General features: G+C 33.8%; 20 protein-coding genes and 2 pseudogenes. 6 read left to right on the top strand and 16 right to left on the bottom strand.

Features of this window, described 5'->3' with window-relative positions; translation table 11 throughout:
* The first annotated feature begins 183 nt into the window (after nt 1–183).
* Nucleotides 184–729 carry a hypothetical protein gene (locus AC1DKZ_RS12535; RefSeq protein WP_219302005.1) on the top strand — a complete coding sequence of 182 codons (546 nt, stop codon included), beginning with the start codon at nt 184–186 and terminating at the stop codon, nt 727–729.
* 51 nt (nt 730–780) lie between these two features.
* Here the strand turns inward: AC1DKZ_RS12535 and AC1DKZ_RS12530 are convergent, their stop codons facing one another.
* Both AC1DKZ_RS12530 and AC1DKZ_RS12525 read right to left on the bottom strand, forming a co-directional pair.
* Complete coding sequence (locus AC1DKZ_RS12530; protein ID WP_476996356.1) at nt 781–2,433, bottom strand: multicopper oxidase family protein; 1,653 nt, start codon at nt 2,431–2,433, stop codon at nt 781–783.
* A gap of 118 nt (nt 2,434–2,551) precedes the next feature.
* Entirely contained in the window at nt 2,552–3,835 is a 1,284-nt protein-coding gene (locus tag AC1DKZ_RS12525) for an aminopeptidase P family protein (protein WP_476996355.1), read from the bottom strand.
* A gap of 223 nt (nt 3,836–4,058) precedes the next feature.
* Here AC1DKZ_RS12525 and AC1DKZ_RS12520 point away from each other — a divergent pair, with 223 nt between their 5' ends.
* Nucleotides 4,059–5,051, top strand: coding sequence for a F510_1955 family glycosylhydrolase (locus tag AC1DKZ_RS12520; protein WP_476996354.1), 993 nt, complete (start codon nt 4,059–4,061; stop codon nt 5,049–5,051).
* 51 nt (nt 5,052–5,102) lie between these two features.
* Nucleotides 5,103–5,926, top strand: a pseudogene (locus AC1DKZ_RS12515) (urease accessory protein UreH domain-containing protein).
* A 53-nt stretch (nt 5,927–5,979) separates the two neighbouring features.
* On the opposite strand, the gene AC1DKZ_RS12510 reads toward AC1DKZ_RS12515, so the two are convergent.
* Nucleotides 5,980–6,852 (bottom strand): LysR family transcriptional regulator, encoded by an 873-nt coding sequence (locus AC1DKZ_RS12510; RefSeq protein WP_002135647.1) that lies wholly within the window; start codon nt 6,850–6,852, stop codon nt 5,980–5,982.
* Between the two features lie 142 nt (nt 6,853–6,994).
* Between AC1DKZ_RS12510 and AC1DKZ_RS12505 the strand changes: the two genes are divergently transcribed.
* Entirely contained in the window at nt 6,995–7,702 is a 708-nt protein-coding gene (locus AC1DKZ_RS12505; RefSeq protein ID WP_476996353.1) for an alpha/beta fold hydrolase, read from the top strand.
* Between the two features lie 71 nt (nt 7,703–7,773).
* Here AC1DKZ_RS12505 and AC1DKZ_RS12500 read toward each other — a convergent pair whose 3' ends face one another.
* Nucleotides 7,774–8,688: a hypothetical protein gene (locus AC1DKZ_RS12500; RefSeq protein WP_476996352.1), complete on the bottom strand. Its 915-nt coding sequence runs from the start codon at nt 8,686–8,688 to the stop codon at nt 7,774–7,776.
* Nucleotides 8,689–8,934: 246 nt separating this feature from the next.
* Here AC1DKZ_RS12500 and AC1DKZ_RS12495 point away from each other — a divergent pair, with 246 nt between their 5' ends.
* Nucleotides 8,935–9,165: a DUF896 domain-containing protein gene (locus AC1DKZ_RS12495; protein ID WP_002035023.1), complete on the top strand. Its 231-nt coding sequence runs from the start codon at nt 8,935–8,937 to the stop codon at nt 9,163–9,165.
* Nucleotides 9,166–9,215: 50 nt separating this feature from the next.
* Here the strand turns inward: AC1DKZ_RS12495 and AC1DKZ_RS12490 are convergent, their stop codons facing one another.
* From AC1DKZ_RS12490 to deoC, 6 genes are all read right to left on the bottom strand, one after another.
* Nucleotides 9,216–9,698, bottom strand: coding sequence for a CcdC family protein (locus tag AC1DKZ_RS12490; RefSeq protein ID WP_002012104.1), 483 nt, complete (start codon nt 9,696–9,698; stop codon nt 9,216–9,218).
* A 15-nt stretch (nt 9,699–9,713) separates the two neighbouring features.
* Nucleotides 9,714–10,109 carry a DUF2871 domain-containing protein gene (locus AC1DKZ_RS12485; RefSeq protein ID WP_476996351.1) on the bottom strand — a complete coding sequence of 132 codons (396 nt, stop codon included), beginning with the start codon at nt 10,107–10,109 and terminating at the stop codon, nt 9,714–9,716.
* Nucleotides 10,110–10,271: 162 nt separating this feature from the next.
* A complete protein-coding gene (locus AC1DKZ_RS12480; RefSeq protein ID WP_000358532.1) occupies nt 10,272–10,667 on the bottom strand; it encodes a cytidine deaminase in 396 nt (131 codons plus the stop codon).
* A gap of 33 nt (nt 10,668–10,700) precedes the next feature.
* Nucleotides 10,701–12,002 carry a pyrimidine-nucleoside phosphorylase gene (locus AC1DKZ_RS12475; RefSeq protein ID WP_002086256.1) on the bottom strand — a complete coding sequence of 434 codons (1,302 nt, stop codon included), beginning with the start codon at nt 12,000–12,002 and terminating at the stop codon, nt 10,701–10,703.
* 36 nt (nt 12,003–12,038) lie between these two features.
* Nucleotides 12,039–13,220: a NupC/NupG family nucleoside CNT transporter gene (locus AC1DKZ_RS12470; protein WP_002086257.1), complete on the bottom strand. Its 1,182-nt coding sequence runs from the start codon at nt 13,218–13,220 to the stop codon at nt 12,039–12,041.
* A gap of 101 nt (nt 13,221–13,321) precedes the next feature.
* The gene (gene deoC, locus AC1DKZ_RS12465) at nt 13,322–13,993 is read right to left on the bottom strand and encodes a deoxyribose-phosphate aldolase (RefSeq protein ID WP_002012110.1); all 672 of its coding nucleotides are present in this window, start codon (nt 13,991–13,993) and stop codon (nt 13,322–13,324) included.
* 156 nt (nt 13,994–14,149) lie between these two features.
* Between deoC and AC1DKZ_RS12460 the strand changes: the two are divergent.
* Nucleotides 14,150–14,512, top strand: a pseudogene (locus AC1DKZ_RS12460) (hypothetical protein).
* A gap of 48 nt (nt 14,513–14,560) precedes the next feature.
* On the opposite strand, the gene AC1DKZ_RS12455 reads toward AC1DKZ_RS12460, so the two are convergent.
* The 6 genes from AC1DKZ_RS12455 to AC1DKZ_RS12430 all read right to left on the bottom strand — a co-directional run bounded on the left by AC1DKZ_RS12455 (nt 14,561) and on the right by AC1DKZ_RS12430 (nt 22,783).
* Nucleotides 14,561–15,508, bottom strand: a complete 948-nt coding sequence (locus AC1DKZ_RS12455; RefSeq protein ID WP_002086262.1) for a sugar-binding transcriptional regulator — start codon at nt 15,506–15,508, stop codon at nt 14,561–14,563.
* 365 nt (nt 15,509–15,873) lie between these two features.
* Nucleotides 15,874–16,500 carry a LysE family translocator gene (locus AC1DKZ_RS12450; protein WP_002135644.1) on the bottom strand — a complete coding sequence of 209 codons (627 nt, stop codon included), beginning with the start codon at nt 16,498–16,500 and terminating at the stop codon, nt 15,874–15,876.
* A 234-nt stretch (nt 16,501–16,734) separates the two neighbouring features.
* Nucleotides 16,735–17,814 carry a non-hemolytic enterotoxin subunit C gene (gene nheC / locus AC1DKZ_RS12445; RefSeq protein ID WP_476996350.1) on the bottom strand — a complete coding sequence of 360 codons (1,080 nt, stop codon included), beginning with the start codon at nt 17,812–17,814 and terminating at the stop codon, nt 16,735–16,737.
* Between the two features lie 130 nt (nt 17,815–17,944).
* The gene (gene nheB, locus AC1DKZ_RS12440; protein WP_476996349.1) at nt 17,945–19,156 is read right to left on the bottom strand and encodes a non-hemolytic enterotoxin NHE subunit B; all 1,212 of its coding nucleotides are present in this window, start codon (nt 19,154–19,156) and stop codon (nt 17,945–17,947) included.
* Nucleotides 19,157–19,193: 37 nt separating this feature from the next.
* Complete coding sequence (nheA, locus tag AC1DKZ_RS12435; RefSeq protein WP_476996348.1) at nt 19,194–20,354, bottom strand: non-hemolytic enterotoxin NHE subunit A; 1,161 nt, start codon at nt 20,352–20,354, stop codon at nt 19,194–19,196.
* Between the two features lie 602 nt (nt 20,355–20,956).
* Complete coding sequence (locus AC1DKZ_RS12430) at nt 20,957–22,783, bottom strand: APC family permease (protein WP_476996347.1); 1,827 nt, start codon at nt 22,781–22,783, stop codon at nt 20,957–20,959.
* Nucleotides 22,784–22,872: the final 89 nt, after the last annotated feature.

The following is a 22,872-nucleotide window of genomic DNA, read 5'->3' as shown; positions in this document are numbered from 1 at the left end:
ATAAAATTTAAAATACAACAATCCCTTATGAAGCATCGTCCACTAAGATAACCATCATTATTTGAAAATTATATTGAACTTACCTTTTTTAAATTGTGCAGATAATTTGCAGATATAAATATGCATAAGTACTCTCCATTTGAACATATGATGAAGTGAATGATAGGACAGGGAGGTATCATGATGTTCGCTTATACGTTAACTGCCTTAACACTTTGTTGTATCTCGATTATTATCACATCATATATTTCTAAACGTAAGGGTACCCTAATGGAGTATATGGTATTTATTATGTCTTTTAGTATGAGTATCGGTTTAAGTATAGGTTTTTATTTAGGTATTCTCTTTAAAGGAGAATTACTATATTCTACTTTGCTTGCGATTTTGATTAGTAGTTGTATCGGTTTTTTAGTCGGTCTACGGTTTCACCTATTTACTGCTTTAGAAGGAATGTTCTCTGGATTAATGGCAAGTATGATGGGAGCAATGATTACAGAAATGTTAAACGCTCAACAAGCCCACAGTATACTGTTCATTAGTCTTTTACTTACTATAACAATAACTATGTCATGTATAATTCAACTTTTATCAGAAACCTTTTCTACTTTTATCCAACGGCGTTTTTTATTATTACTTTCAATTAGTGTGGTAATTATCGTTGCCGTGTTCGTGACATTCCCCGATCATACTCCCCCATCTTCATCCGGGCACGATCAACATATGCATTAACACTTGCAACGAAAATGAATAAGCAGCTATCCATCGGATAACTGCTTCATATTATTCTGGCTTATTAGGAATGTTAGGGTTTGGAACATAATCAGATTTGTAATCTGTATATTTCACTTCTGTTACCATCCCGGCTGAAGCATGGTGTAAATCATGACAGTGGAACATCCATTCACCCGGATTGTCTGCTACAAAGGCTACTTCATATTCTTCTCCTGGTTTTAAGTTCAATGTATCTTTCACAATTGGGGAACCTTCTATCGGTTTTCCATCTTTACTTAACACTTGGAAGAAATGACCGTGTAAATGCATCGGGTGATCGTCCATTTTAGAACGATTTACCAATTTTACTTTTACTAAATCACCCTTTTTCACTGGAATTGGGTCAATATCCGGAAATACCTTTCCATTAATTGTATATACCATTTCATTTCCATTCATTTGCGTATTCAAGTCCATATTATATGTGGCAGTATACTGCTGATCTAACGTGAAACTACCTAATTTTTTAGCACCATATTTCGTCATATCTAATTTCGATAATTTTTCTTTTTCATCTGCTTTATCTTTCATCTCTTTGCTGCCATCATATTCAATAACAGCTTTCATTCCTTTGGCACCTTTATTTGCTGAGTGGTCTTCCACATACCATTTCCCAGTATTATTAGCAGTAAATTCAATATCATAACGTTCACCCGGTGCGATTGAAATTACTTGATCCTTTATAACTTTTGGATCGTTTATTGGTTGACCATCTGTCGCAATTACTTTTATATCATGACCGTGAACATGTATATCATGTGATAGATAACCAGCATTAACGAGTCGAAGACGAACTTTATCTCCTTTATTCACTTTTAATGGTTCTACTAAATCTCCGCTTTTACCATTGATTGTGAATAAATCATACATACTCATATCATGACCTTCCATCTTCATATTTCCATGGTCCATTCCTGCCATATTGCCAGAGTCTTTTTTATCACTCTTCATGTCCATACCGGAATGATCCATGCCTTTCATATCATCATTCTTTTTCGTATTTTCATTACCCTTAGATTTATTACCGTCTGCTTTTTCTGTTTTCCCTTTTGTCATTTCTTTTAACTGCTTATTAATTTCTTCTTCATCTGTTACCCATTCATCTAACATTAATGTGTAATCTTTATCATACTTTTCATTTGTATCCTCTACAATAAGAGCACCATACAAGCCTCTATCTAGTTGATTTACAGAATCTTGATGTGAATGATACCAATACGTTCCTGATACGTTCGCTTCAAATTCATAGGTGAAACTTTTTCCTGCTTCAACCGCATCTTGCGTCACACCTGGAATTCCATCCATGTTATTTGGGACAGGATACCCATGCCAATGAATAGATACTGGTGCAGATAGTTCATTTTTTAATGTCACTTTCACCTTTTCGCCTTTTTTCACCCGAATTTCCGGACCAGGAGATGAGCCATTAAATGTCCAGACTGGAACAATAACACCGTTACTTAGCTTTTGCTTTTCTTCTTTCGCTATTAAAGTCACTTCTGGTCCTTTTTCAACTTTCAATGGTTTTGTAGCCGTTTCAGTCTGTGGTGTTTTTTTATCATTCATATTTTTATGATTGTTTGTTGTATTTGTGGTCGCAGAACATGCAGCAATTAAAGATATGACAGAGACTGTAACTGCTGTTAATACAAATCGCTTCATAGAAAACCCCTCCTTTTTCTTTTTCAAAATCATTATAAAAAATGATTTTCAAGAAAATATGGAGATGTGCAATGGATCAAATAAAAAGACGCCCAAAATTGAGCGCCTCTTCTAATAATTATTTCGTAACAACTTCATCTTCTTTTACATTCACATTATTTTCACTCATAAACTCTTCAATCTCTTCAACTTCTCTAATAATATCTTTTGACAAGTTTTCATACCCATCTTTCGTTACAAGGATATCATCTTCAATACGAATTCCAATTGATTCTTCTTCAATATAAAGACCAGGTTCGATTGTTATAACCATACCTTCTTCTAACACTCTATCTTTGTATGTTCCTACATCGTGAGTATCTAAACCAAGGAAATGGCTGACGCCATGATAATAGTATTTTGATAACTCTTCATCTTCTTGAATTAAACCAATTGCTTTACACTCTTCTGCCAGTACCTTTTTTGTGTGCTCATTTAATGCAGCAAACTTTACTCCTGGCTTAATAAGCTCAGTTGTTTCTTTCAATGCTTTTAACACGATATTATATATTTGTTTTTGGCGACTAGAGAATGTTCCACTAGCTGGGAATGTGTAACTAATATCAGCGTTGTAGTAATCTTTTTGAGCACCTAAATCGAGCAGCACTAAATCACCATTTTGAATTTGTGCATCATTATCTTCATAATGAAGGACTGTAGCATTTTTACCACTTGCCAAAATTGTATTGAATGCATGATGTTTAATTCCAGATGATTTAAGCGTAAAATCAAACTGAGCTTCTAATTCATACTCCATCATGTCTGCTTTTGCATGCTTAAGTACGTTGTAAATACCGTCTTTCGTTACAGCAATCGCTTCTTTAATGATTTCAATTTCTTCTTCCGTTTTAAACACTCGTAATTCACAAATATGCGGATATACATTACCAATTAAAACGTGTGGATACTGTTCTCTTACATATTTAGCAAACGCTAACGTTTTCGTCTCAGTACCCTTCCACTCACGACGCTCTAAATCTAAATACAGATGCTTCACATTTTCTGTGAAAAGTGTATTTGCCATTGTCTTCTCAAAGCTTTCTATATATACAACTTTTTTTATGCCTGAAATTTGTTCTGCATCTTCTTTAGAAACTGTTTTACCGTCCCATTTTTCCATTACTGGATCTGATTTTTCAATGAAAAGAGTTTCTTCCACACTATTTCCAAACTTTTTCAACATGAAAATAACATTTGGCTCATCGATTCCCGTTAAATAGTAAAAATTTCGATTCGGCACAAATTTATAATGTGCATCGGCTGACATATGAGGTGCTTGCCCAGCAAATAAAATAGTAATAGATTCATCCGGTAATGTGTTTACTAATCGTTCTCTATTTTGAGCAAAAAATGTTGATTTCATAATAATCCCCCTAGCGTTCTATGTATAATTTTGAAACTGATTATCCAATATAATTCATTCTATTATTGTTGTAATTTTCCGTCAATTAATAGTGCTCATAGAGAAAAGAAAATCTTCATTACTAGGGCCCCTTCCACTCTAAATTATGCATACCACTCCACAATTTCTTGACATTTATTCCATATACTTAAAATCTCATATATATGGAAAGGAGTCTACAAAAGTGAAACATTATGTAGCAACAGGGTTAGCAATTACTTCTTTATTAATAATTACAGGATGTTCTAGCAATGCTGAAACAGCACCAGCTAAAAAAGAAACGGTGCAATCTCAGCCAAAAAATAAAGAAACAGCAAATACAATTCCGCAAAACTTCTATAAAGAAATTACCTCCGGGAAAATAGAGCACATTCACGGAATTGGCTATGCAGGAAATATGCCCGGGGTTTCTATCGCAACTCACAGTGGTATAAAAGTTTATCAAAATGGAAAATGGTTTGAAACTAAGACTGAGCTACATGATTATATGGGATTTCAGGCAACGAAGAACGGATTCTTTGCCAGCGGTCATCCTGAACCAGGTGCAAATTTAAAAAATCCTTTAGGATTAATGAAAAGTTCTGATGGCGGAAATACCCTTGAAAAGCTAACCTTTTATGGAGAATCTGATTTTCACAACCTTGCTGTCGGATATAATACGGAAGCAATTTTTTTATACAATGAGCGTCCAAATTCTAAATTACAACAAGGTTTTTATTTCAGTACGAACAACGGACAAGATTGGAAAAATAGTAAATTAAACGGTCTTTCAAGTACAATCCATTCCTTTTCAGCACATCCAGATCAATCTAGTGTAGTCGCGGTAAGTGCTAAAGACGGTGTATATTTGTCTACAGATTATGGAAATACATTTGAACTATTTTCTAAACCAGTTGAATCGACCGCAGTTACATTAAGTAATGAAGACATTATCTATGCCTCTATTAATAAGCAAACTGCGCAACTGATTACGAAGAAATCAATTGCTACAAATGAAGAAACAAACTTACAGATTCCATCTTTAGATTCTAAAGATACAATTATGTACATATCACAAAATCCTCAAAATTCAGCTGAAATAGTTTTTGCTACAATGAAAGCAAATGTGTTCCTCTCTACAGATGACGGTAAAACGTGGAAACAGCTTACTAGAAATGGAACATTCCAATTTAATTAGAAAGGTGAATATAACGTATTTTCTACAATTAGCGAGTGGAGTTATCAACTCATGTCTCCTTTAATGGATATCGCGAATGCTACGAAATCAATTCCTCTTTTATTTGCGTTTTTATTAGGCATTGTAGGTACCCTTTCTCCTTGCCAATTAACAGGAAACATTAGTGCTATTACACTTTATCCCGCATTAACGGGCAGTAAAACTCCCACCTCAAAATTCGGATAGGACAAAGAAGTTAGGTGGGATATCAACTGCCCGTAAATGCCCGATTGGTTCAACTAATAATCAGTGGGGGATGAACAAAACCCCCACTGATTAAAGTTTCACTTTATGGCAATCAATCTTTACAAAAGGGACATGCATGGAAACATATATTGTTATTCATTTTAGGAAAAATAATAGCTTTTACGACACTTGGACTATTAGTATGGTTCTTAGGAAAAGAGATTCAGCAAATATTAACTTTGTATTTCCCATGGTTACGAAAAATAATTGGACCTTTATTAATTTTAAGGGGGCTAATGTTGGCAGGTATTATAAAAGGAAGAAGTTTCTTCTCGATCAAATTTATACGAAAACAAACCGAAGTTAGCTCATTTTTACTTGGATTCTTCTTTTCTTTAGCTTTCTGTCCGACTATGTTCGTTCTATTTTTCGGAACGTTAATCCCTTTATCTTTCTCATCTAATTATGGGTATTTGTTTCCTACATTCTTTTCGATAGGGACTGTTGTACTAATGTTCATCCTCTCCTATCTTGGATTAAATGGGACTTTACTCAAAAAGAGCCGAAAAATCGGCAAAAGTATTCAGCGTATAGCAGGTGTCCTACTCATTTTAATCGGATTTTATGATACAGCTTTATATTGGTTATAAATTAAAAAGGTGAGTTCAAGTGAATCGAACTTACCTTTTTTAAAAGCATTTTATCAATTTTTCTTATTTTGTAATTGTACTAATAAATTCGTAACAAACGCCAGAAACAGTGAGTCATTTTCTTTTTTAGGTGACCATTGCATAATAAGTTGTCGTGGAATTTTAATTTCTATCGGTTGCACGATGAATTCATGAATAATTTGCTTATGTAGTCCTGATACTGGAACAATTGTTATACCGTTAACCTGTAAGGCAAGTGCTAATGCTGAACTAATGGTCTCTGATTCCATCACTTTATTAACTACTATTTCATTTTTCGTCAAATATGGTTCAAGTACTTCTTTACAACCAGAGAGCGGCATTATAAAAGGATAATTTTTCAACTCTTTCATTGTAAGACCAGATGGAACTGACTTAGAAGAAACCATAACATACGGATCTTCACCAATTACATCATAATGAAATCCTGGTATTAAATTTTCTTTTATAGAAATAGAAAAATCTGCACTTCCAGAAGACAGCCAATCTAACACTTCTTGATAGCTTCCTTCTCGAACTGCAAGCACATACTGACTTTGATCAAAATTACCTAGTTGGATACACTCCGCCAAACAATATACAGTAACTGAAGGATATGTAGCTAATATAATCTTATACAAGTTATTATTTTTTAATTGTAAAGCTGTTTCTTCAAGGTTTTCATACTCCATTAGAAGTCGATCTACACAAACTAAAAATTCTTTTCCATTTTCAGTTAAAACAGTTCCTCGTCTAGAGCGATCAAATAATGTTATAGCATATCGTTTCTCTAATTTGTTTACGATATGAGTTATAGCCGGCTGTGTCATATGTAACTCCTTAGCTGCTAAACTAATGCTGTTCAAACGAGCCACGTATTTAAAAACTTTAAAATCAAAAACGTTCATTCTGTTCTCCTTATATAAAAGTTATTTATATCATCTATAAATAAGCTTCATTATATTTATCAACCCACTTCATATACACTAATTATACATCATCAATATTACGAAAAAATAAACATATAAACATTAGAGGAGTGTTGATTAAATGAGTACTTACGTTTTAGTACATGGAGCATGGCAAGGTGAATGGGCATGGGATTTAGTAAAACCTCAACTAGAGGCTTTCGGACATACAGTTATTACACTAGACTTACCTGGAAGTGGGAAAGATACAACTCCATCACAAAATATAACATTAGATTCCTATGTTAATGCAGTAACAGCTACTATAGATCAACAAAATGAAAAAGTTATTCTTGTTGGACATAGTATGGGTGGAATTGTGATCACTCAAACCGCTGAGCTTATACCAAATAAAATCGATAAATTAGTATATCTTTGTGCATTCTTGCCACAAAATGGAGAAAGTCTTGGTAGTAAGTTAGACGGAGAAGCTGGCCCACAATTCTCTATAAATGAGAATGACATGACAGCTGAACTTACATCTAATCTAATTGAACAAACATTTTTAAATGCTACCGAAAATGAAGTGATTAAAGAAACTTCTTTCAAAAAAATGCGTCCTCAACCACTAGGACCATTCCAACAAAAACTAAAAATATCAGAAAAGAACTTTGGAACTATAGATCGCATTTATATTGAAACGACTCTAGATAGAGCGATTCCAATTGATTTTCAACGCCGAATGAATACAGAGACCCCTTGCACGAAAATAATTACTTTGGAAGCTGATCATTCACCATTCTTTTCTAAAGCTACAGAACTTGTTAATTGCTTAAATGAGTTAGGCTAAATTTCATTTAATGAAAATAGACACCCGCGGGTGTCTATTTATTATGCTAACTAGGGATTGTATTTTCTTCTCTACATTTGCATTCCCTTTTGCTTCATCTCCCATTTTTTATACAGTAGTACTGCACCAAATAAAAATACCCCTGCAACAAATGAACCTACTGGTAACATCTTTATCATTTCATCAGGAAATACGAGCGGAAGTAATGGGAATGCATACGCTGCTGGAATACATACCCCAACTATTTTTAACAAAATAAGCATCAATATCATATTTAATAAAGTAACTACAATCCATGAATCGATTGCAAAATACAATAAAGTTCCAACAGTCGCCGATATAGTTAATACTACTATTTGTTTAAATGCCATTTTTTCATTGTACATCGGTTTTTGAAGTGATTCATACACAACGACTAGAATTGGCGGAATAACCGCTAATTGTTCATAACCAGTTATCCAACATAAACTGATCCATACAAAATTTAAAAATAGAAATACAACCATATATTTATATTGGATTTTAACTTTTCTCTCAATACCGTTATTCAATTTAAAAATAAGAACACCAATCATTAAAATAAATGTCAAAACGAAGACTGAGATAACAAATGACCATTCCGTCGCATTTGTTACTAATGGTAATAAACCTGTCGCAATAGATGGTGCTAAATTGGATTGAATAACACGTAAAAACAACATCATTAATATAAGTGTTAAGCTAACTTTTCCTATATAGGAAATATCCATTTGATTCACTGCAAAACCAATAACAGCTGTTATTGACGGCGCAATAAAGATTTTTTCTGGTTGTCTTAGCCATCCCGGCTCACGATATGCCCATAAAGCTATTGCCATCGCAGCTATTTCCGGCAAAATTACTTCTGGATCATCTAATAGTACACCAGCTGTAACCATCGCTAATATAAATAGAATTGCAATGCTATATGATATGATTGTTTCTTTCCTTGAAATTACTGAATTCATTATTACATACTCCTTTTTGCTTATTACTCTCATAAAGTAAAACAATACCCTATATACCCTACTTAGGTATTGTATATTAACATCTTTTCTATTTCAAGTATTTGTAGTTTTTTCATTCTTTATCACCCCATACACTTACAAAACAAGGAATGTTTATAGGCATTGACACTTATTAAAAGATAGGTTAAAATAACTATACATTAGTAAGTAACTAATGTAATTAAATCTAACTAGAGGTGAAAACAAATGAAAAACATTTTATTCCGTATTAACGAATTATCAAAAAAAGAAAGAACATCTGGATTAACAGTTGATGAAAAACAAGAACAACAAATGTTGCGTCAAAACTATACAAAAACATTTCGCGGGAGCTTAGATTCCATTTTATTAAACACAAAAATCGTTGATCAAAATGGTCTTAACGTTACACCAGTTGCATTACAAGATGCTCAAATACGTTTAAAATTAAGCAAATGAAATCAAAGCTAAAAAAACAATCGTATAAAACATAAAAAGAGCTGAAATTCCTATATAGAAATTCCAGCTCTTTTTATTGTCTTTTCTAATTTAGTAAACGAGCGATACATCGCAATTCTCCACGATACAATCATCGCAAAAGCGAGTAAGAAAAACATTCCACTTAATTGGGTTAAATCAATCGACTGACTTAAATATGATTTCAATGCTACCCGAACAGCTAATAAACCAACTAAAATAAATATGAACGCTTTTGATGGTTTCATATATATGTCTTCGCCTCTTATTTCGAACTTAGATGTTTTAATAAGAAATATAGAGAAAATAAGTCCTACGCTAATTGCCTCTACTATTTCTAAAGACGTTAATCGAAACTCTGGTAAGAAGTACATCATTGCACCAGTGCTCATAAAAATTGGCGGTAATATAATTTTCTTTTTCGTTACCGGTTTTTTCGCTGACTTAAAGCGAAGAAACATAACTCCAACGGCCATACAAACCGCTACTATACTTGATAAAAGTGCTAAACTCATACTCTCCACTCCTATCTATTTAAAAGATTTTTTGAGCAAAATCATAAACCAAACGAGCCCAACACTTATAATGATATGACCTAATCCAGCCATATGGCTTAAACCATTAAAGTCAGTTCCATTCACTTGTAGAATACCTCTAAATACCATTGTAGCGATTGTAAAAATAAGTCCTATGTTATAAACAACAAACCACGCATGAAAACTTTTTGTTTCACGGACATTAAATACTTTAAATAGAGCTAAAGCGATCAAAAAGAATACGAAGCCGAGCACTAATACGTGTGTATGCACTAATTGCAACATAGTGGATCCTTTAATTCCTTGCGCTTTCGTATACTCTCTAGCAAATACACCTGATAATAAACCAATAATTAAGTAAATGAATGCTGCATTATATAATTTCTTCATCATATTCCTCCTGCTGTAAACTTTCCATATTCGATGCAATCATTTTACTCAAAGTTTATGAACGGAATATGAACAGAGTATTACATTGTTAGTCTTGCGTTTTATTTTTTGAAAATAAAAAAGACCATTCCGCAACTATTCATTGTGGAATGGCCTTTTAACTTATTTTAAATCTTCAATTGAGAAAGCACCTGGCAGTAACTGTTCCACAGTCACTTCTTTTTCATCACCTTTTACATTCGTTAGTAATACAGGCATTTTCGGATCACAAAATTCAGCAATAACTTGTCTACAAGCACCACATGGTGAAATAGGTCCGTCAGTTTCTCCTGTAATGACTAAGTAACTAAAGTCGCGCTCACCTTCTGATACTGCTTTAAATATTGCTGTTCTTTCTGCACAGTTACATAAACCGTAAGAAGCGTTTTCTATATTACAACCAGTATAGATTTTACCTTCTTTCGTAACTAATGCTGCACCAACAGGAAATTTAGAATACGGAATATATGCTTTTGACAACATCTTATTTGCTTCTTCGATATATTTTTTCTTATCCATATTATTTCCTCCTCAAAGTAAATGTAATATTGATTAGTCAGTAATAACTGTATGAACTAATTTAGGAGCCACTGCTGTTTCAGCGATAGAAATGTTCTCATAGATTTTTGCTTTTACATCTTCTACATTTTCGCGATTTGCATAAATCGTTACGAACGGCTCGCCTTCTTTTACTGCATCGCCAACTTTTTTACGTAACATTAATCCTACCGCTAAATCGATTTCATCTTCTTTTGTTGCACGGCCAGCACCTAATAACATAGCTGCGATACCGATTTCATCTGCAACAATGTTTGAAATCACACCTGAAGTTTTTGCAGGTACATCAATTACATACTTCGCCTGTGGCATTTTTTCTGGATTATCTACAATTGAGCTGTCTCCGCCTTGGTTGCTTAAGAACTCTTTAAACTTCTCAGTTGCTTTTCCATTTTTCATCACTTCAATTAGCATTTCACGAGCTTCTTCTAATGTATTTGCTTTTTTCGCAAGTACGACCATTTGGCTTCCTAATACAAGTACTAATTCTGTTAAATCTTCTGGACCTTCGCCTTTTAAAGTATCAATTGCTTCCTTCACTTCTAGAGCGTTACCAATAGCAAAACCAAGAGGTTGTGACATATCTGAAATTACTGCCATCGTTTGACGTCCAACATTATTTCCGATACGTACCATTGCGTGAGCTAATTCTTTTGCATCTTCTTCGGTTTTCATAAATGCACCAGCACCTGTTTTTACATCAAGTACGATTGCATCAGCACCAGCTGCAATTTTTTTACTCATAATTGAACTTGCAATTAGAGGAATTGAATTTACTGTTCCTGTTACATCACGTAATGCATAAATCTTTTTATCAGCAGGTGTTAAGTTTCCTGTTTGTCCGATAACAGCCACTTTGTCACGGTTTACAATATCAATGAACTGTTCTTTCGTAATTTCAACGTGGAATCCTTCTACCGCTTCTAATTTATCAATTGTCCCGCCCGTATGTCCTAAACCACGACCAGACATTTTTGCTACTGGTACATCTAAAGCAGCGACTAATGGTCCTAATACTAATGTTGTTGTATCACCAACACCGCCAGTTGAATGCTTATCTACTTTAATGCCTTCAATTGCTGATAAGTCGATTGTTTCTCCAGACTCAACCATTGCCATCGTTAAATCTGCACGTTCACGATCCGTCATATCTTTAAAGAAAATTGCCATTGCAAGTGCACTCGCTTGATAATCAGGAATACTTCCATCTGTATATCCATTAATAAAGAATTTGATTTCTTCAGTCGTTAATTCTTTTCCATCACGTTTTTTCGCAATAATATCTACCATTCTCATTGTAATCACCATTCCTTTTTATATTATATGAATCTGTTAAAATAATAAGCCAACGATTGTTGCTGATAAGAAACTTACTAACGTTGCACCGAAAAGTAATTTCAAACCAAATCTTGCGACTACATTCCCTTGTTTTTCATTTAAGCTCTTAACTGCCCCAGCAATAATTCCAATTGAAGAGAAGTTTGCAAATGAAACTAAGAATACAGATATAATCGCTGTCGTTCTATCTGAGAAATTAAAGTTTCCTTGTGCTAAATCTGTCATCGCTACAAATTCATTTGATACAAGTTTTGTCGCCATAATATTACCTGCGTTAACTGCTTCATGCCATGGAACACCCATAATAAATGCAAATGGTGCAAATACATAACCAAGAATTTCTTGGAATGAGATACCGATTACACCTTTAAATACTGCATTAATGAATGCGATAAGGGCAACGAAACCGATTAACATAGCTGCTACTGTAATCGCAACTTTAAATCCATCTATAATGTATTCCCCTAATACTTCAAAGAATGTCTTTTTCTCTTCTTCTTGTACTTCTAACATATCTTCTTCTTCAGTAACTTCATACGGGTTAATGATAGAAGCAATAATGAAGCCACCGAATAAGTTAAGCACTAAAGCGGTTACAACATATTGCGGTTTTAATAACACCATATATGATCCAACGATAGACATAGATACTGTAGACATTGCAGATGCACATAATGTATACATTCTTTTCTCTGGCAATAATCCTAGTTGTTTCTTAACTGAAATAAACACTTCAGATTGTCCTAAAATCGCAGAAGCTACCGCGTTATATGATTCGAGTTTCCCCATCCCATTTACTTTACTTAATACTAGACCGATAGATTTCACAATAATAGGTAATACTTTAATGTGTTGCAAAATACCTATTAAAGCTGATATAAATACGATTGGCATTAATACACTTAAAAAGAATGAAAACTCTTTTTGATTTACTAATCCACCAAATACGAAATTCACACCATCAGCGGCATATTTTAATAATTCTCCAAAACCATCTGCTATTCCGCTAATTAATATATTCCCTACGCTTGTATTTAATAATAAAAACCCCAAAATGAATTGTAATATAACCATCGTTATGATTGGGCGATATTTGACTTTCTTTCTATCATTACTAGCAAGCCAAGCGATACCTAAAATCAATACGAGGCCAAAAACACCGATTAAGTATTTCATAAGCCGTCTCCTCCCATTCGTATCCGCTTACATTTTTTTCAATTGTTAGAGCAATAGATACACTATACGTTGTGTATCTATTGCTCTTCACTCTTTATTGATTAGTAGTTATCTGTAGCACCTTTTGCATCATTTAATACGATTGCAACACTAGCACTTGCTCCAACGCGAGAAGCTCCAGCCTCTACCATTTTGTCTGCATCTTCACGTGTACGAACGCCGCCAGATGCTTTCACGCCAACGTTTGGTCCAACTGTTTTACGCATTAACGCGATATCTTCAGCAGTTGCTCCGCCAGTTGAGAATCCAGTTGAAGTTTTTACGAAATCAGCGCCAGCTTTTACTGATAATTCACAAGCACGAACTTTTTCTTCATCTGTTAGAAGGCAAGTTTCAATGATTACTTTTACAAGAGCTTTTCCTTTTGCTGCTTGTACTACTTCATAAATATCTTTTTCAACGAACTCATTGTCGCCATCTTTTAAAGCACCTACGTTGATTACCATATCAACTTCAGTTGCACCTTTTGCGATAGCATCTTTTGTTTCGAATGCTTTTGTTTCAGTAGTGCTTGCTCCTAATGGGAAACCGATTACAGTACAAACGTCTACATCATGTCCAGCTAATTCTTCAGCAGCTAGCTTTACCCATGTAGGATTAATACAAACTGAAGCAAATTTGTATTGCTTTGCCTCTTCGATTACTTTCATAACATCTTCTTTTGTAGAATTTGGTTTTAAAATTGTATGGTCAATTAACTTTGCAATGTTCATTATCTTCACTCCTCATATCTTTTAACAACTTCATTCTAACCCTTAGTTGAACAAATGTAAATACACTTTTGAACTTTTGTTCATTCTTTTTCAGAAGGGAATTTCTTGTAATACATTGAAAGTAGTATAAGCTTGTAAATAAAGGATGTGAACCACTTGTTTAAGTCAAAATTCTTTATATTCACATTGCTAGTATGCACCTCACTATCCATATTTATTTTTTATAAAAGGGATGTTATTTTCCAATAAGGAAACCCAGTTCCATTTGCTTTAGCTATGTCTAAGATGGTTATTCAAGATAAAGAAATGGTGGAAGTAGAACCGATAGATAATCAATACCCCTACTTAGTAAAGCGCGGAAAAATGGAACCTTTTATCGATATGATGGAGCAAGATGGATGGAGTTTTGTAGATAGAGATATTATGGCTAACTCACTAATTTTTGAAAAAGGAGATCAATCAAAGAGCGTTCCTTACAAATACTTTACAAGGTACTGCACATTGATTTATTCATACTAAAAATAAAAGGCTTTCTCAAAATTAATATTTTGAGAAAGCCTTTTATTTCTAACCTTTTTGATAATGTAACAATTCTTTCGCTGTATGCTGATCTATAATTAGTACATTTGCATACCCGCCACGTAACGCACCGTCAATTGCTTTTATTTTTCTATTACCACCTGCAACTAAAATAGAACGTTTCTTTAACTTTAACTCTTCTAACTCAATTCCAATTGTACGCTTATTAATTTCTTCACTACTAATATTTCCATCTCCGTCAAAGAAACGTGAACAAATGTCACCGACTGCTTGTTTTTTCAGTAAGCTAGTTTCATCCTTATCTAAATATCCTAATCGGAATAATAACGCTTCATCACGCACTGTTCCGACAGTAAAAATTGCAATATTCGCTTGTTTTCCCATTTCAATAATGTGATGAATATGTCGATCCTGCTCCACTAATTCTTTTGTCACCGCATTATCAAATATAACTGGAAGAGGTAGATTTCTTGGCGTCGTTTGAAAAGCATCTGCAAATAACGCGATCGTTTCATTCGCATATGTATTTACACTTGAGTGACTAATGCCACCTTTTAACTGGACAACCTCTACACCTTTCACATGTTGCGGTACGATTTTCCTAGCGATTTCATACATCGTCATTCCCCAGCTTACACCAACGATATCACCAGTTTTCACTGTCTTTTCCATATACTCAGCTGCATATTTACTAATATACTCAGTAATCGTTGCATATTCTGGCACTGGAGAAAATACAACATGCGCCTCTAACAAGTTGTACTTTTCTTTAAGTAAGTTCCCGACGTTATCTAAATCAGCAAACGGATCAGCTATACTAATTTGAACAAATCCTTTTTCTTTCGCGTACTTTAATAATCTTGAGATTGTCGGTCTTGAGATATTTAATTTGTTAGCAATTTCTTGCTGACTATAATCTGATTGATAATATAATCTTGCAACTTCAACGCTTAATTGTTGTTTATCCTTATCCATAGTAACTCATTACAAACCCTTTCCTGTATTTCCCTTTCGTTACAAGCATTATACAGCTTTATGCAAGAAATTTCGACTCCCTAAATTTCTCTGCCTAAACTTCTACTCCCCTTAGTATATACAGTGAAACTTTAATCAATGGTTTTTTATCCATCCCTTACTTATTATCAGCCCGCCCCGTAATGTAATATTTTTCCTTACAAAGCAAACCGGTCAGGTTATTAAGGAACTCATTTTTAAAGTTCAAATTAGATATGGGCATAAAATTAGTATGAAGGTGTGAAGTCAATTGTAAAATGGCAGTTTTAGAATAAATAAATAAGAGAAATAACCACCATTGATTATTTCTCTTTTCATATACATATTTATTTTTGGAAAAACAACCTAACTCCAAATACTAACAATACTGCGCCAGTAATACCCTCTATTGTACGGTTCACTTTTTCTTTTCTTAAAAAAGTTCTTAATTGACGTATGAGTGAGATATAAAGTAAATACCATATTGCTGTCAAAGTCGTAAATGTGACTCCTAATAAAAGAAATTGGAGGAAATGATTTTGATTACTCACAATAAATTGGGGTAGAAAACTAAGGAAAAACACAGTAGTTTTTGGATTTAAAATCGCCGTAGTAAATCCTTGTCTAAAGCTTTTAAGCGCTCCAATATCCTTAGAGTCCATTTCTACTGAACCTGACATATCTTCTTTTTTATGTAAGGCACTTTTAATTGACTTTACAGCTAAGTAAATTAAATAAAAAGCCCCAGCATATTTTATTAATGTAAATAGCATAGCAAATTTCATTAGGATAGCAGAAAGTCCTAGTGTAGCCATTATTGTATGAATCATCATTCCAGATACCGTTCCTAAGACGGTCTTTATCCCACCATTTTTACCATGCGAGATAGTGTTTTTTGTAACCAAGGCAAAACCGGGACCAGGCATTATTATGATTAGGATTGCTGTAAGAATAAATAACAAATAATTTTCCATGTTCTAGTATTTCCTTTCCAATTTTTAGTTTTGCCTATAGTATAGCTTTTTTACTTAAAATATTAAATATAAAAAGCGTGATCAGGAGTTTATCTAGGTTATTAGTATCAATTTGACCAAACATTATCCTAAAGTTACATTGATAAAATGTACGGCAAACTTATGGGTAAAATTACAAGATCGGCTCTCACAAAAAACGGGATAAAAAAATAAACAGTGGAACTAGTCCGCTGTTTATTTCGCCACGCCTTCATGTAATTTTTCTGTATAATCTTTTACATCCTTCCAGCTATCTTTCGCTGTATTTAAATCTTCTTTTATAAAGGTAAATTCTTCAGGGCTGATTCCTTTTACGTTTTGTAGTAAATTGTTATATTTCGCACCTACCGTATACCACTGATTTGATATGTTTTGCAGTGCTGTAATTGCTGCATCAATTGTTTCTGTCATATTAGTCGTTTTATTTTTCACATCTGTCAAAATTGCCACTTCTGCTTGTGCTCCAGAAATTCTATTCTTTAAACTGGCTATTTCTCGTTCTGCATTTGCAATATCTTTTTTCGCAATCGCAATCATCGGTCCGCCCGCAAGACAAGTTATTAATGCTACGCAAAGTACACCACCAGCAATCACCATATCGTTACTCTTTTTGATCGAATCGTTATATGTATTTATTTGTTGCTCTAGAGCTGGAATACCAGCATTCGTACTTGCCAAAATCGCTGTTAATTGATTTGTATCCTCTTTAAAACTATTTGTGTCTTTCGCCATTCTATCGCGAAAAGCTTTCAAATTCCCTAATAATACATCTACCTCATTTTGATTCTTTAAAATGTCCGCATACAACTTTTCTAAATCCGCTTTTAACTTTACGCTATCTTTTTGATCAATCGCTACTAGCATGCTATTATAGTACGCTTGAAAAGTATTATTGTAATTAATAATGTTTTGATCCGTTTTCATAATTTGAGGCTTCATATTATTTAGCCAATACGCCGCATTAATTTTTGCATCTCTTTGGTGCTGAATCATATTCCCTCTTAAATTACCATTAATTGAACTTATTTTACTCAAATCAGTCTCTTGTTGATTTTGAATTAATTTTGCATATGAATCCATCGCAAATATACTTGATGTCGTTTGCGCCATTACATCTTGGAACCCTGCTGGTCCGAGAGAATATTTTTTTGCACTCTCTTGCAATGTTTTTACGTTTTGTTCCGCTGCAAAAGGATGTAAAGGAAGCACATTACTCGTTGCCACTCCAGCAATCATTATCGTTAAAAGGCATTTTTTATAGAAATTATTACGCATACTTATCACCTATTCTTTTTATGAGGATATGAAACGTTAGAGGTAAAAGAACTCCTGCTCACTACTGAACAGGAGCTCTCTATTTTATAATAATCAATTATCTACACATAATGTTGTAACAGTTTAATTACTAATATGCTTTTTTCGTATCTACTACTTTAATATCTTCAGCATAAATCTTTTCTGCATAGTCTTTAATGTTTTTCCAGCTATCTTTAGCTATATTCAAGTCTTCCTTAATGAAAACAAGGTCGTTTGGACTAATAGAGTCTACATTTTGAAGTAATGAATTATATTTCGATCCCATTGTATACCATTGGTTTGAAATATTTTGCAACGCTGTAATTGCTGTATCAATTGTGTTTGTTAAATACTCAGTTTGTGTTTTAATGTTCGTTAGTCCTGCCACTTCTAATTGGGCAGTTGTAACTTGTCCTGTTATCTTTTGAATTTCTGCTTGTGCATTATCAAGCTCTTTCTTCGCTAATACGATTCCAGCTGTTCCACCACCTACAGCTGCTGTACCACCTGCAATTAATGCGATTCCTAGCGGCGTTCCTGCACCAGTAGCAATAACTACTGCACCACCGATAATTGCAATTGGGCCTAAAGCTGTCGCAACAGATGAACCGATAATAATTGCATTATATTTACTAATTGCTTCATTATACGTTGTAATTTGATTTTGCAGAAGCGGAATTCCAGCATCTTGACTAGCCAAGATAGATGTAATTTGATTTGCATCTCCCTTGAAATTTTGAGTATCCGACGTCATTTTATTTCGGAATTTCTTTAAGTCTTCTACTAACTTATCTACTTGCGCTTTATTTTCAGTAATACTACTTGATAATCTAGTTAGACCTTTCGTAAGAGTTGCTTTATCCTTTGCATCAACCGCAGCAACTAAAGTATCATAATAGTTTTGGAATTTCGTATTGTAATTAATGATATTTTGATTTGTTGAAATAAGCTGTGGCTTCAATACATCTAGCCATTGTTGTGCATTCCCTCTAGCTGTATCTTGATGCTGAATCACTTTACCTTTTAAAGCTGCATCAACTGACGATACATTACCAAAGTTAACATTACCTTGTTTAATAATTGTTAAAGCGTACAGATCCATTACTAAAGCGTTTGAACCTGTTCTTTCCATTGCATCTTTCAGGCCTTCTGGTCCTAATGAATATTCTTCGTAGTCATTATAAGCTTTTGCTACTGCATGAATTGGAGCTTGTTTCACTGTACTTTCAGCTGCATACGTATGGGCCGGCATAATATTCCCTGCTGCAAATACTGCCATAAGTGCTGATAGAGCCATTACTTTATAAGGTTTTTTTGTCATTTTTCTTCTCTCCCTATATCGCTAATTATTTTTCTGTTTAATGTACTTCAACGTTTGTAACGTAATCTTCAAATTGATTTGTTTGCTTATTCATTTCATCACTTACTTTTTTAAGTTGATTGAAATGTTTTTGAAGTAAAATACTGTCTGTATACGTACCTTCTTCAATATTTGTTTGAATTTGGATCATATTATTATTTAAAACTTTCCAATCCGTTAATAACGTTTCTAAAGTTGTAATTTGGCGATTAATTAGTTCTGTAAAGCTACTTACTTGATCTTCAACAAATGTAATTTGAGTCGCCTCTAATTCAGTTTGTGATAACTTCTGAATAAGCGGTAATAACTCTTTTTGCTTTTGTTGAATACGAAGAGCTGCTTCCCTCGTTTGACTATCTGCAGCATTTACAATTTCATTACTTAAAGTACCGATAGAAACAAAGTCGATTGTTTTCGTTTGTGCAGTTTGATTTGTGATTGTAAATACTTGTTTACCGATATTAATAGAACCTTTAATAATTTCTTGCGGTCTATTCAAAATAGTAGTTAATTCAGCTTGAATTTCCCCTTGAATTCTTTTAATATCTTCTCTTAATTTCACAATATCTCCACTTGATCCTTGAAGTGTTTTTATTGCCTCATCAGCTTTAATTGATAAGTTGTTACTATCTTTGTCTAATACCGTTTTAAATCGATTTAACTCTAATAAATCTTGCTCCATACTCTCTTGAATGCTTTGGACTTGCAATTGTAATTTTCCATATGCGTTTGTAAAATCTGCTTTTGCCTGTTCATCTTCATTTACTTTTCCTGCTAGTTCATAGAGCTTACTATAATAACTATTAAATCTTGTGCTGTATCTCATCATTTCTTGATTTAAGTCGATTAGCTTCGGATTATATTCATCAATCCACTCTCGTACATTCGTTTTTGCAAATTTTTGATGATTCGTTAAACTACTCATAGCGTTTACCTTAATGTCTGGCTGTTGCAAAATAACTAATCCGTATGCTTGTATAAGTGGTGACTGTGACCCTAACATTCTAATTGAATTGGATAATGTATTTGGAGCAATTACATTTTGCGCATATACTGTTTTCACTTCTGTTTGCCCCTCCTTAGCGTAAGCGCTTACAGGAACGAAGCAACTCGTAGATACTGCTGTAACCAATAACCCTGTAATTAAAGTCTTTTTCACTTTAACTCCTCCTATGTATTAGCAACTATTACTATCGCATTTTATTATTCTATTTTCTTGCAAATGATTTGAGATGGTTAAAAATAGAGAACGTTCTCACCGTGAGTCATGTACGAACCATCTCTTCTAACTTTTTTCTACAGTACTTACTTATTGTTATAAAACACTTCATAACTTTTCATATGTGCTTAGTATGAATAAAACTGTATAAATTTTCTATTTTATTGCGATTTCCACATTCACACAGTGAATATATTACATGAAAATATTATTCATTTTAAACCAATTAACGTATGAAAGTATGAAATTTCGTTTTGTTTTCATGTAAGTTTTGTACTGTAAGGTCATTTAAACACAGCTATTTATATAACGTAAAGAAGTATTTTAATTCCCTTTATTTTCAAGATCTCATGTCCTTATCCCAAAATAAAATTCAATTCACTTTCTCGATTAAACTATCTATATACCACAACAGGAAACACTACATATTCATAATCATTAAAATTATACTAATATACTTTTCGGATCCATATGCAATTATGCATAGCATATACACAAAAAGGATAACTTCACTTTCGTGAAGTTATCCTTAAAAAATTTCCTTACTTTTTCAAATGATACGGTACTGTCGTAATAACAACATTTCTTTTATAGAGTAAATACGCACGAATGAGTAAACTAGACTGATTATGAAGAATGTTATGCCAACCTTTTTTCGGAATAAACTGTGGTATAACGACCGTAACTCGGTAATTTGATTCACTCGCTTTATATTGCACTGTGTCAATAAATTTTGTAAGCGGCTGAATAATGCTTCTATAATGAGAATGTAATGTAACAAGCCTTACTTCAGGTTGCCACTTCTCCCATTTCTCTTCAAATTTCTTTTCCTCTTCTCTGTCAAAAGCAACATATACAGCGATAACTTGATCTGCAGAAAGAGCCTTAGCATAGTTCAATGAATTTTCTACTACATGAGTCATACCAGCTACAGGAACGACAATTACATTCCCTTCAATCGGAACAAGTGGTTCACAAGTTTTTAAACTTAATTGATCCCCCACTGCATCATAATGCTTCTTTATTCGATGGAACAAGAAGATAATGGCAGGTAAGAAAATAAGGATCGACCAAACTTGTGCGAATTTAGTTAAAAAGAACATACTCATTACGATAAAACTAATGACTGCACCAATTAAATTAAGCGTTAATCTTAAAGCCCATCCTTCAGGCTTTTCACGAAGCCATTTTAGTACCATTCCAGTTTGAGAAAGTGTAAACGGAATAAATACCCCTACTGCATATAGCGGAATCAAGTGTTCTGTTTTCCCCTGAAAAGCTACAATTAAAATAATCGAAGAAATCCCAAGTATAATAATACCGTTTGAATAACCTAGGCGGTCTCCTCTAATCGTAAACATTCTCGGTATGAACTTGTCTTTTGCAAGATTAACCGCTAATAGCGGAAATGCAGAATAACCTGTGTTAGCCGCAAGAATTAATATTAAAGCTGTTGTACCTTGTATGAAATAGTACATGAAATTACGTCCAAAAGTTTGTTCAGCAATTTGTGAAACGACTGTTACTTCCTTACTTGGATTAATTCCGTAATAATAAGCTAAAAAGACAATTCCAGAAAATAAAACTGCAAGTAATGCACCCATTGCAAGCAATGTTTTCGCTGCATTGTTAGGTGCAGGATCTTTAAAGTTTGGAATTGCGTTAGATATCGCCTCAACACCCGTTAAAGCAGAGCTTCCTGAAGCAAATGCTCGTAACAGTAAGAACAAACTAATTCCTGCAACTGGCGTTCCAATTGGCGAATGCAAAGCCTGCGAAACGTGTCCCGTTAAAATATTGTATATCCCTACACCAATTAATATAAATAGTGCTAAAACGAATAAATAAACAGGATATGCTAAAACGGAAGCTGATTCCGTTACGCCTCTTAAATTTAAGATGGTAATCAATATGACAAATATAATCGCAATGATTACATTATGTGCATGTAAGCTAGGAAAAGCAGATGTGAGCGCATCTGTACCCGCAGATACACTTACTGCAACCGTTAAAATGTAATCAACTAATAAAGATCCTCCTGCTATTAAGCCTGGATTCATCCCTAAATTCTCTTTTGATACAACATATGCCCCGCCGCCATGAGGGTAAGCAAAAATAATTTGTCGATAAGATAAAATAAGAGCTGTCAATAATACTAATACCCCAATAGCAATCGGAATGGAATACCAATAAGCTACTGCTCCAAGACCTGCTAAAGCAATTAAAATTTGCTCTGGTCCGTATGCAACCGATGACAATGCGTCAGAAGATAAAATTGCTAGCGCCTTCGTTTTATTAAGCTTTTGCTCTCCTAACTCAGTTGATTTTAACGGCCTTCCAATTAAAAACCTTTTGATAGATGAAACCAACGCTGTCCACTCTCCAATAATTTTGCACGAATTTTTCTGCTAATTACAGCGGATAAACTATTTCTTCAGAAAACAAAAAATGTCTACAA

Source organism: Bacillus sp. 05T21 (assembly GCF_056396785.1).
This window is presented reverse-complemented; position numbering and strand designations above follow the sequence as displayed.